This is a genomic window from Kitasatospora sp. NPDC058048, from assembly GCF_042885555.1.
GTDB lineage: Bacteria > Actinomycetota > Actinomycetes > Streptomycetales > Streptomycetaceae > Kitasatospora > Kitasatospora lactacystinica.
On the sequence record NZ_JBHVRT010000031.1, the window covers coordinates 109,148 to 119,992 of the forward strand.

A 10,845-nucleotide genomic window follows, 5' to 3' on the forward strand; every position below is an offset into this window, starting at 1 on the left:
TGCACCCTGTAAGGCCCTTCGTGCCGAGGTTGTCGAAGTGACCCTTGTCACCCCAACCCCGCAGCAGGCAAGGTCAGCGGGACCGCAGACCCCCACCGCGGACGCGTGACCCCGCAGCGGTCGAACCACGGCACTTGGAGGAACCAGATGGACCTGACCGACTTCGGCCCGGGCGCGCAGTACATCGCGGGCCGCCTGACCCGGGGGAGCGGAGACCCCTTCCAGGTCGTCAACCCCGCCGACGGCAGCGTGGTCGAGCAGGTCGCGCTGGCCACCGCCGAGGACGTGGACACCGCCGTCGCCGCCGCCAGGGCCGCCCTGCCCGGCTGGTCCTCGGCCACCCCGGGCGCGCGCTCCGAGGCGCTCACCCGGCTGGCCGCCGTCCTGGCCGGGGCGGCCGACGGCCTGGCCCGGGTGGAGACGGCGCAGACCGGCAAGCCGGTCAAGCTGGCCACCGAGTTCGACGTGCCCGGCACCGTCGACAACGCCGCCTTCTTCGCCGGCGCCGCCCGCAACCTGGAGGGCAAGGCGGCCGGCGAGTACTCCGGCGACCACACCTCCTACGTGCGGCGCGAGGCGGTCGGCGTGGTCGGCTCGATCTCGCCGTGGAACTACCCGCTGCAGATGGCCGCCTGGAAGATCCTCCCGGCGATCGCCGCGGGCAATACCATCGTGCTCAAGCCGGCCGAGCTGACCCCGCTGACCTCGCTGATGTTCGCCCGGGCCTGCACCGAGGCGGGCATCCCGGACGGCGTGGTCAACGTGGTCACCGGCGCCGGGCGCACCGCGGGCGAGCACCTGGTCGGGCACCCGGACGTCGCGATGGTCTCCTTCACCGGCTCCACCGGCGTCGGCAGGAGGGTCGCCGAGATCGCCACCGCGAGCGTCAAGCGCACCCACCTGGAGCTCGGCGGCAAGGCCCCGTTCGTGGTCTTCGACGACGCGGACCTGGACGCCGCGGTGCACGGAGCGGTCGCGGCCTCGCTGATCAACGCCGGCCAGGACTGTACGGCGGCCACCCGCGCCTACGTCCAGCGCCCGCTGTACGACGCCTTCACGGCCGGGGTGGCCGAGCTGTTCGCGGCGATCCGGATCGGTGACCCGCTGAACCCGCGCACCGACCTCGGCCCGCTGGTCTCGTTCGCTCACCGGGACCGGGTGGCCGGCTTCGTGGAGCGCGCCCGCTCGTACGCCACCGTGGTCACCGGCGGCCGGGTCCCGGAGCGGGGCCACGACGGCCACGACCTCACCCGGGGCGCGTACTACCCGCCCACCCTGATCACCGGCGCGGCCCAGGACAGCGAGGTCGTGCAGGGCGAGGTCTTCGGCCCGGTGCTGGTCGTGCTGCCCTTCGACGGCGACGACGAGGGCCTGCGGCTGGCCAACGACACCCCGTACGGGCTGGCCGCCTCCGCCTGGACGAGCAACGTGCACCGCTCGCTGCGCGCCACCCGGGAGATCGCGGCCGGCTGCGTCTGGGTCAACGACCACATCCCGATCATCAGCGAGATGCCGCACGGCGGCTACAAGGCGTCCGGCTACGGCAAGGACATGTCCCAGTACTCGCTGGACGAGTACACCCAGGTGAAGCACGTCATGTTCGACACCACCGCGGTGGCCCGCAAGGACTGGCACCGCACCGTCTTCGGAGACAGATAACCCCCGGCCCAAGCGGGTGCCCCCACACCCCATCTCCCCCAGGAGGCCCGTTCCATGGCGTTCAACGAGCTCACCGACGGTCTGCCCGAACCGGTCCGCAGGGCCTGGGAACGCAGTCTGACCAGCGGCCGGGCCGCGCTCGGCCGCCGCACCCTGCTGCGCGCCGCCGCGCTGACCGCCGGGGCGGGCACCCTGGCGGCCTGCGGCATCCCGGCGGCCCCCCGGGCGACCGGCGACTCGACCGCGAACGCCGCCGAGGACCTCTCGGGGTCGCAGAAGGAGGTCGCCTTCTCCAACTGGCCGCTGTACGTGGACACGGACGAGAAGGACAAGGAGAAGCACGGCACCCTGGACGCCTTCACCGAGGCCACCGGGATCAAGGTCAAGTACAACGAGGACGTCAACGACAACGTCGAGTTCTTCGGCAAGGTCAAGCCGCAGCTCGCCTCGGGCCAGGACACCGGCCGCGACCTGATGGTGCTCACCGACTGGATGGCGGCCCGGCTGATCCGGCTCGGCTGGGCGCAGAAGCTCAACCCGGCGAACGTCACCACCGCGATCACCAACATCGAGGCGCGCTTCCGCGCCCCCGACTGGGACCCGGGGCGGCTCTACTCCTACCCGTGGGCCGGCATCCAGACCGTCGTCGCGTACAACCGGAAGGCGACCAGGGGCAAGGAGGTCACCAGCGTCTCCCAGCTGCTGGACGACCCCGACCTCAAGGGCCGGGTGACCTTCCTGTCCGAGATGCGCGACAGCATCGGGATGGTCCTGCTGGACCAGGGCAAGGACACCGCGAGGTTCACCGCCGACGACTACGACGGCGCGGTCGCCCGGCTGCAGAAGGCCGTCGACAGCAAGCAGATCCGCCGCTTCACCGGCAACGACTACGGCCAGGAGCTCTCCGCCGGCGACATCGCGGCCTGCATCGCCTGGGGCGGCGACCTGATCCAGCTGCAGGCCGACAACCCGGACATCGGGTTCGTCATCCCGGAGAAGGGCTACATCGCCTCGACCGACAACATGCTGGTTCCGGCGAAGGCCCGGCACAAGGCGAACGCGGAGAAGCTGATCGACTTCTACTATCAGCCGAAGATCGCGGCGCAGCTGGTCGCGGGCATCGGCTTCGTCTCCGCCGTCACCGGGATGAAGGACGAGCTCGCCGGCATCGCCCCGGACACCGCGGCCAACCCGCTGGTCGTACCCACCCCCGAGATGGCGGTCAAGGCGCACGTGTTCCGCACGCTCTCCGAGAGCGAGGAGAGCGACTTCGAGCAGAAGTTCTCGAAGCTCATCGGCGCCTGACCCCACCTCCCGGCAGAGAATCCCAGGAAGACACCACCCCATGACAGACCAGCAGCGCGACGCGGCCGTCGGCGGCGACGTCCGGCTCACCGGAATCGGCAAGACCTACGGCTCCTTCACCGCCGTCCACCCGCTCGACCTGACCGTCCCCCAGGGCTCCTTCTTCGCCCTGCTCGGCGCCTCCGGCTGCGGCAAGACCACCACCCTGCGCATGATCGCCGGCCTGGAGGAGCCCACCAGCGGCACCGTCCTGATCGGCGGCCAGGACGTCACCGCCCTTCCCCCGTACAAGCGGCCGGTGAACACCGTCTTCCAGAGCTACGCGCTCTTCCCGCACCTGGACATCTTCGAGAACGTCGCCTTCGGCCTGCGCCGGCGCGGCAGGAAGGACGTCAGGAAGCAGGTCGACGACATGCTGGAGCTGGTCGAGCTCGGCCAGTACGCCCGGCGCAAGCCGCACCAGCTCTCCGGCGGCCAGCAGCAGCGCGTCGCGGTCGCCCGCGCGCTGATCAACCACCCGCAGGTGTTGCTCCTGGACGAGCCGCTCGGCGCGCTCGACCTCAAGCTCCGCCGCCAGATGCAGCTGGAGCTCAAGCGGATCCAGACCGAGGTCGGCATCACCTTCGTGCACGTCACCCACGACCAGGAGGAGGCCATGACCATGGCCGACACCATCGCGGTGATGAACGGCGGCCGGGTCGAGCAGCTGGGCGCCCCCGCCGAGCTGTACGAGAACCCCGCCACCACCTTCGTGGCCAACTTCCTCGGCCAGTCCAACCTGCTGCCCGCCGAGGTCACCGGCACCGAGGGCGGTGACCTGCTGCTCAGCGCGGCCGGCGCCCGCCTCGCCGTGCCGAAGGCGCGCTGCACCACCGACGCCAAGCGCGTCCACCTGGGCGTGCGCCCGGAGAAGATCACCATCACCCACGCCTCCGAGCAGGTCGCCGACGGCCGCAACCGGCTGACCGGCACGGTGCTCGACTCCAGCTTCATCGGCGTCTCCACCCAGTACGTGGTGCGCACCGACGGCGGCCAGGAGGTCACCGTCTTCGAGCAGAACATGGAGCGCGACGCCCGCATCGTCCCCGGCGCCGCCGTCCAGCTGCACTGGAACCCGGCGCACTCCTTCGCCCTGGACGCCGCACAGGCGATCGACGCGGGAACCGGGGAGGAGGCCGCATGACCGCCACCACCCCGGCCGCGCCGTCCCGGGCGATACCCCCCGACGGCGGCTCCCCGCAACCGGCGGAGCGCCGGCCGAAGCGCAAGCTCACCCCGTACTGGCTGCTGCTGCCCGGCATCGCCTGGCTGGTGATCTTCTTCGCCGTCCCGATGCTCTACCAGGGGTCGACCTCGCTGCAGACCGGCTCCCTCGAAGAGGGCTTCAAGGTCACCTGGCACTTCTCGACCTACTGGGACGCCCTGGTCGAGTACAAGTGGCACTTCCTGCGCTCGTTCTCCTACGCCGCCGTCGCCACCGTGCTCTGCCTGGCCGTCGGCTACCCGCTCGCGTACACGATCGCCTTCAAGGCGAGCAAGCGCTGGCGCAACGTCATCCTGATCCTGGTCATCGCGCCGTTCTTCACCAGCTTCCTGATCCGCACGCTGGCCTGGAAGACCATCCTGTCCGACGGCGGCCCGGTGGTCGGCGCGCTGAACGCGCTGCACGTCCTGGACGTCACCAACCTGCTCGGCCTCACCGACGGCGACCGGGTGCTGGCCACGCCGCTCGCGGTGGTCTGCGGCCTGACCTACAACTTCCTGCCGTTCATGATCCTGCCGCTGTACACCTCGCTGGAGCGGATCGACCCGCGCCTGCACGAGGCGGCCGGCGACCTCTACGCCCGGCCGTTCACCACCTTCCGCAAGGTCACCTTCCCGATCTCGCTGCCGGGCGTGGTCGCGGGCACCCTGCTGACCTTCATCCCGGCCTCCGGCGACTACATCAACGCCCAGCTGCTGGGCTCGCCGAGCGAGCAGATGGTCGGCAACGGCATCCAGAAGCAGTTCCTGAACGTGCTCGACTACCCCACGGCGGCCGCGCTGAGCTTCATCCTGATGGCCCTGATCCTGGGCATGGTGACGGTCTACATGCGCAAGGCCGGGACGGAGGATCTGGTCTGATGTCCCGGATATTCACATGGATCCGCGCCCGCCTGGTGGTGCTGGCCGGCCTGCTGGCCCTCGCCTACCTGGTGCTGCCCAACCTGGTCGTGCTCGCCTTCTCGTTCAACAAGCCGGTGGGCAAGTTCAACTACGAGTGGAACGAGTTCTCCACCGACGCCTGGACCAACCCCTGCGGCGTGGCCGACATGTGCCAGTCGCTCTCGCTCAGCCTGCAGATCGCGGTGCTCGCCACCATCGGCGCCACCGTGCTCGGCACCATGGTCGCCTTCGCCCTGGCCCGCTACCGCTTCCGCGGCCGCTCGGCCACCACCGCGATGATCTTCCTGCCGATGGCCATGCCCGAGGTGGTCATGGCCGCCTCGCTCGGGACGCTCTTCCTCAACATGCGCATCCCGTTCGGCTTCACCACCATCCTCATCGCGCACATCATGTTCTGCCTCAGCTTCGTGGTGACGGCGGTCAAGGCGCGCGTGATGAGCATGGACCCGAGGCTCGAACAGGCCGCCCAGGACCTCTACGCGACCCCCACCCAGACCTTCCTGCGGGTCACCCTGCCGCTGGCGGCGCCCGGCATCGCGGCGGGCGCGCTGCTCAGCTTCGCGCTCTCCTTCGACGACTTCATCATCACCCAGTTCAACTCGGGGCCGACCACGGTCACCTTCCCGATGTTCGTCTGGGGCGCCTCGCAGCGCGGCATCCCGGTGCAGGTGAACGTCATCGGCACCGCGATGTTCCTCGCCGCCGTGGTGCTGACCGTCGTCGGCCAGTGGCTGGGCAACCGCCGGAAGGCCACCGCCTGACGTACGGTCGGCAGCGGTGGCACGTCATACGTCATCTATTCGTAGAAAGTGGCTGATAATGCATGGATTCCGCCCGCGCACTCAGTGACGCCAGGCCCACCCCCTTCTGGCTGGAGGATCCCGGCCGGCCGGCGGCGCTGCCCGCCCTGGTCGGCGACACCACCTGCGACCTGCTGGTCGTCGGCGGCGGCTACTCCGGCCTGTGGACCGCCCTCATCGCCAAGGAACGCGACCCATCGCTGGACGTCGTGCTGGTCGAGGGCAACGAGGTCGGGTGGGCCGCGTCCGGGCGCAACGGCGGATTCTGCGCGGCCAGCCTCACCCACGGCTTCGGCAACGGCCTGGACCGCTGGCCGTCCGAACTGGCCCAGCTGGAACGCCTCGGTGCCGCCAACCTCGACGGCATCGAGGCCACCCTCAAGCGCTACGGCATCGACGCCGAATGGGAGCGCACCGGCGAGATCGACGTCGCCACCCAGCCCCACCAGGTCGAGGAGCTCCACGAGATCGCCGAGGCGGTCGCCCGGTACGGCTTCGACATCACCGTCCTGGACGCCGACCAGCTGCGCGCCGAGGTGAACTCGCCGACCTTCCTCGGCGGCCTCTGGGACAAGGAGGGCGTGGCGATGGTCCACCCCGCCAAGCTCGCCTGGGGCCTCAAGGACGCCTGCCTGGGCCAGGGCGTGCGGATCTTCGAGCACACCCGGGCCACCGACCTGCGGGAGCACGGCAGCGGCATGGCCGTCCGCACCCCGTACGGCCGGGTCTTCGCCCGCAAGGTCGCCCTCGGCACCAACGTCTTCCCGTCGCTGCTCAAGCGGGTCCGCCCGTACATCGTCCCGGTGTACGACTACGCCCTGATGACCGAGCCGCTCGACGACGAGCAGCTCGCCTCGATCGGCTGGCGCGGGCGGCAGGGCCTCGGCGACAGCGCCAACAAGTTCCACTACTTCCGGCTCTCCGCCGACAACCGGATCCTCTGGGGCGGCTACGACGCGGTCTACCACTTCGGCGGCCACGTCCGGCACGAGTACGACCAGCGGCCGGAGACCTTCCGCACCCTGGCCAACAACTTCTTCCGCTGCTTCCCGCAGCTGGAGGGCCTGCGCTTCACCAACGCCTGGGGCGGCGCCATCGACACCTGCAGCCGGTTCTCGGCGTTCTTCGACACCGGGTACCGCGGCAAGGTCGCGTACGCGGTCGGCTACACCGGGCTCGGCGTCGGCGCGACCCGCTTCGGCGCCGAGGTGATGCTCGACCTGCTCGCCGGCGAGCGCACCGAGCGCACCTCCCTGGACATGGTGCGCAGCAAGCCGCTGCCGTTCCCGCCCGAGCCGGTGCGCTGGGCCGGGATCGAACTCACCACCCGGTCGCTGGAGCGGGCGGACCGCACCGGCGGCCACCGCAACCTCTGGCTGCGCACCCTCGACCGGCTGGGGCTCGGCTTCGACAGCTGAAGTGCGACCGCCGCCAACCGGGCACCCCATAGTCGTGTAATCGGGACCCGCCGTCCGCCTCTCCTTGGTGACGGCGGGTCCCGTTCCTCCCGCCGTCTCCGAACAGTACGAACGGCAAGAAGCGGGGACACGACATGGAGACCACCGGACTGCACTGGCTCGCCCAGGCGGCACCGGACCCGGAGTCCTTCCGGGAGCAGTGGGAGCGCACCGGGCTGGGCCTGGTGCTGCTGCCGGCCGGCCGACGCTGGGACGTCCTCTCCGTCCCCGGGCGGCTCGGGCACTCGGCCCTGGAGATCACGGACCCGCGCACCCGCGGCCCGGTCCTCACCGACTTCGGGGGCGAGCAGGTCAGCTTCCTGGTGCCCGTCGGCACGGCGGCCCGCTGGATCGGCACCGGTGTGCGCGGTGCGGGGGAGGGCACCTGGATCGTCGTGCCGCACCCCGGGCGCAGCAGCCGGGGCGTGCGCTGGCTGGTCCCGCCCGACGGCTCCGGGCGGCTCAACGACCCGATGCTGCTGGAGCTCGCCCTGCACGAGGCGGCGGCGAGGCTCAGCGGCTGGTGAGCCCTCCGGGGGCCCGGCTGTGGTGGCGCACCCGGAGGAGCCCCGGCGCCCCGGGGCGCGCGGGGGCGCCCGGCGGTGGTGGCGCGCCGCGCGGTCGGCCGCGTCAGACTGGAGGCGTGACCACCGTCCCGCACGCCGTCGACGTGTCCCTCCGCCCGGGCCCCGCCCAGCTGCGCCTGGCCGCCTCGGCCGCACCCGTCTGCGACCGGTACGGCCTCGCGCTGGCCGGCGGGCACGCGCTGCGCGCCCACGGCGTCGCGGCCTGCCCGCAGGACGGGCTGACCCTGGCCACCGGCGGCGCCGACCTGCCGGAGGTGGCCGCCGCGCTGCGCGAGGCGTACCGGGCGGCGGGCGGGGAGGCCGTCGAGCGGCCGGGCACACCGCGGCTGGAGCAGCTCACCGTCCGGCTGGCGCTCGGCGGGCGCTCGCACTCGGTGGAACTGCGCAAGGAGCCGCTGGGCCACCGCCCGGTCCGCCTCGACCTCGGTGCGCCCGGGCCGGACGAGCCGCCCGTGGTGCTGCCGGTCGTCGCCCTGGAGGACGCGGCCGCGCTGACCACCGCGCTCCTCGTGGACCGGGGCATGCCGCGCGACCTGATCGACGTCCACGCCCTCACCCGTTGCTACCGCGAGGGTGAACTGATCGCACTGGCAGGGGAGCTGGACCCGGAATTCCAGCCCACGGCACTGGCCGACCGACTGGAGACGCTCGCCGACGCGGCGGACGGGCGGTTCCGTGCCCGGGGCGTTCCGGCCGCAGAGGTCGACGGGCGGAAGCGATGGGCGCTCGCCTGGGCCCAGGACCTGCGGCTGGACCTGCTGGAGACCCGGGAAGCGGCGGACGGCCTGCACGACCCGTACCTGGAGGAGCCGGAGGACGGGGAGCTCTGAGACTCCTGGCCCGGCGGAGCCGCCCGTTCGGCCGAGCGACCGGACGACCTGTAAGGCTGAATCCAGGATCCCCGTCAGCCTGTTCGTTGAGCAGGGCGGAAACGGCCACCAGACTGGAAGGCGAACGCGGTAGCCCCGTGATTTCCCGGCGCCCGGCCCATGCGGGCGGCGCCAGACCGGACCGGTGGCAGGACGCCGCCCGGGACTTCGGAGGCAGACGGACCTTGAGCAAGCACATCATTCACTGGATCAGCGGCAAGCCGGTCGCCACCGCCGGTGCGGCCCCCCGCCGGGGTGAGATCTTCGACCCGGCCACCGGCCAGGTCGCCGGCCAGGTCGACTTCGCCGGGATCGCCGAGGTCGACCAGGCGGTGGCCGCCGCCGCCGCGGCCTTCACCGAGTGGCGCAACGCCTCGATCGCGAAGCGGACGACGGTGCTCTTCGCCTTCCGCGAGCTGCTGAACGCCCGCCGCGACGAGCTGGCCTCGATCATCGTGGCGGAGCACGGCAAGGTGCACTCCGACGCGCTGGGCGAGATCGCCCGCGGCCTGGAGGTCGTGGAGTACGCCTGCGGCATCCCGCAGCTGATCAAGGGCGGCTTCACCGAGCAGGCCTCGACCGGTGTCGACGTCTACTCGATCCGCCAGCCGCTCGGCCCGGTCGCGATCATCTCGCCTTTCAACTTCCCGGCCATGGTGCCGATGTGGTTCTTCCCGATCGCCATCGCGGCCGGCAACACCGTCGTGGTGAAGCCCTCGGAGAAGGACCCGTCCGCTGCCAACTTCCTCGCCGAGCTGTGGAAGGAGGCCGGCCTGCCGGACGGCGTCTTCAACGTCGTGCACGGCGACAAGGTGGCCGTCGACCGCCTGCTGGAGCACCCGGACGTCAAGTCCGTCAGCTTCGTCGGCTCCACCCCGATCGCCCGCTACGTCTACGAGACCGGCACCCGCTACGGCAAGCGCGTGCAGGCCCTGGGCGGCGCCAAGAACCACATGCTGGTCCTGCCGGACGCCGACCTCGACCTCGCCGCCGACGCCGCCGTCAACGCCGGCTTCGGCGCGGCCGGCGAGCGCTGCATGGCGGTGTCCGTGCTGGTCGCGGTCGACCCGATCGGCGACGAACTGGTCGAGAAGATCAAGCAGCGGATCGCCACCCTGAAGGTCGGCCCCGGCTGCAACGGCGACTCCGAGATGGGCCCGCTCGTCACCGGCCAGCACCGGGACAAGGTCACCTCCTACGTGGAGTCCGGCGTCGCCGACGGCGCCGAGCTCGCCGTGGACGGCCGCAAGCACCCGGTCACCGCCGAGGACCGCAACGGCTCCCCGACGGCCGACGGCTTCTGGCTCGGCCCCACGCTGTTCGACCACGTGAAGCCCGGCATGTCCGTCTACAACGACGAGATCTTCGGCCCGGTCCTCTCGGTCGTGCGCGTCGACTCGTACGAAGAGGGCCTGGCGCTGATCAACGCCAACCCGTACGGCAACGGCACCGCCCTCTTCACCAACGACGGCGGCGCGGCCCGGCGCTTCCAGTTCGAGGTGGAGGTCGGCATGGTCGGCATCAACGTGCCGATCCCGGTGCCGGTCGCCTACTACTCCTTCGGCGGCTGGAAGGCCTCGCTGTTCGGCGACACCCACGCGTACGGCCCGGACGGCGTGCAGTTCTTCACCCGGGGCAAGGCCGTGACCCAGCGCTGGCTGGACCCGTCGCACGGCGGCATCAACCTGGGCTTCCCCACCAACAGCTGAGCCGCCCGCTCCAACAGCTGAGCCGCACAGCTCCGCCGGCCGGACCCCTCCCCCCGGGGTCCGGCCAGCGGTCTTTGCACGACGTTTGCATCCCGTCGCCGAAGCGCGTACAGTTCTTCGAGCTGCCTGGCTGGGAGCACCGGACACGCGTCTGCGCGGACGGTCCCGGGGCAGCCAATCCTTTGAAACACCACTTCTCGGTTCGTGCCGGTCGTTTTCGCTTTTCGCGTCACGGCCTGGTGCTTATTCGGCGTGCGCGTTTTATCGGATTGCGGTCGGATTCGCTTTTCGGA

At 71.2% G+C, this 10,845-nt stretch carries 9 protein-coding genes; all 9 read left to right on the plus strand.

Annotated features, from left to right (window positions below):
• Positions 1-147: 147 nt before the first annotated feature.
• The 9 genes from ACFVVA_RS28820 (at position 148) to ACFVVA_RS28860 (ending at position 10,552) form a co-directional block, all read left to right on the plus strand.
• Complete coding sequence (locus tag ACFVVA_RS28820) at positions 148-1,659, plus strand: gamma-aminobutyraldehyde dehydrogenase (protein WP_387693715.1); 1,512 nt, start codon at positions 148-150, stop codon at positions 1,657-1,659.
• A gap of 54 nt (positions 1,660-1,713) precedes the next feature.
• On the plus strand, positions 1,714-2,964 hold the full coding sequence (locus ACFVVA_RS28825; RefSeq protein WP_387693716.1) for a spermidine/putrescine ABC transporter substrate-binding protein: 1,251 nt from the start codon (positions 1,714-1,716) through the stop codon (positions 2,962-2,964).
• A 40-nt stretch (positions 2,965-3,004) separates the two neighbouring features.
• A complete protein-coding gene (locus ACFVVA_RS28830) occupies positions 3,005-4,147 on the plus strand; it encodes an ABC transporter ATP-binding protein (RefSeq protein WP_387693718.1) in 1,143 nt (380 codons plus the stop codon).
• Complete coding sequence (locus ACFVVA_RS28835) at positions 4,144-5,088, plus strand: ABC transporter permease (protein ID WP_380552081.1); 945 nt, start codon at positions 4,144-4,146, stop codon at positions 5,086-5,088. The genes ACFVVA_RS28830 and ACFVVA_RS28835 overlap by 4 nt, the downstream gene beginning before the upstream one ends.
• Positions 5,088-5,891, plus strand: a complete 804-nt coding sequence (locus ACFVVA_RS28840) for an ABC transporter permease (protein ID WP_359900660.1) — start codon at positions 5,088-5,090, stop codon at positions 5,889-5,891. Before ACFVVA_RS28835 ends, ACFVVA_RS28840 begins: the two co-directional genes overlap by 1 nt.
• Positions 5,892-5,953: 62 nt before the next feature.
• Positions 5,954-7,348 carry an NAD(P)/FAD-dependent oxidoreductase gene (locus ACFVVA_RS28845; protein WP_387693719.1) on the plus strand — a complete coding sequence of 465 codons (1,395 nt, stop codon included), beginning with the start codon at positions 5,954-5,956 and terminating at the stop codon, positions 7,346-7,348.
• Between the two features lie 134 nt (positions 7,349-7,482).
• Complete coding sequence (locus ACFVVA_RS28850) at positions 7,483-7,914, plus strand: hypothetical protein (protein WP_387693720.1); 432 nt, start codon at positions 7,483-7,485, stop codon at positions 7,912-7,914.
• A gap of 116 nt (positions 7,915-8,030) precedes the next feature.
• The gene (locus tag ACFVVA_RS28855; RefSeq protein ID WP_387693721.1) at positions 8,031-8,804 is read left to right on the plus strand and encodes a nucleotidyl transferase AbiEii/AbiGii toxin family protein; all 774 of its coding nucleotides are present in this window, start codon (positions 8,031-8,033) and stop codon (positions 8,802-8,804) included.
• A gap of 224 nt (positions 8,805-9,028) precedes the next feature.
• Positions 9,029-10,552 carry a CoA-acylating methylmalonate-semialdehyde dehydrogenase gene (locus tag ACFVVA_RS28860; RefSeq protein WP_359900672.1) on the plus strand — a complete coding sequence of 508 codons (1,524 nt, stop codon included), beginning with the start codon at positions 9,029-9,031 and terminating at the stop codon, positions 10,550-10,552.
• Positions 10,553-10,845 lie beyond the last annotated feature (293 nt).

Bases quoted from the DNA above. Each gene is read 5' to 3' on its own strand.
- ACFVVA_RS28825 (WP_387693716.1), top strand. From the start codon at position 1,714: ATGGCGTTCAACGAGCTCACCGACGGTCTGCCCGAACCGGTCCGCAGG.
- ACFVVA_RS28820 (WP_387693715.1), top strand. From the start codon at position 148: ATGGACCTGACCGACTTCGGCCCGGGCGCGCAGTACATCGCGGGCCGC.
- ACFVVA_RS28850 (WP_387693720.1), top strand. From the start codon at position 7,483: ATGGAGACCACCGGACTGCACTGGCTCGCCCAGGCGGCACCGGACCCG.
- ACFVVA_RS28840 (WP_359900660.1), top strand. From the start codon at position 5,088: ATGTCCCGGATATTCACATGGATCCGCGCCCGCCTGGTGGTGCTGGCC.
- ACFVVA_RS28830 (WP_387693718.1), top strand. From the start codon at position 3,005: ATGACAGACCAGCAGCGCGACGCGGCCGTCGGCGGCGACGTCCGGCTC.
- ACFVVA_RS28835 (WP_380552081.1), top strand. From the start codon at position 4,144: ATGACCGCCACCACCCCGGCCGCGCCGTCCCGGGCGATACCCCCCGAC.
- ACFVVA_RS28845 (WP_387693719.1), top strand. From the start codon at position 5,954: ATGGATTCCGCCCGCGCACTCAGTGACGCCAGGCCCACCCCCTTCTGG.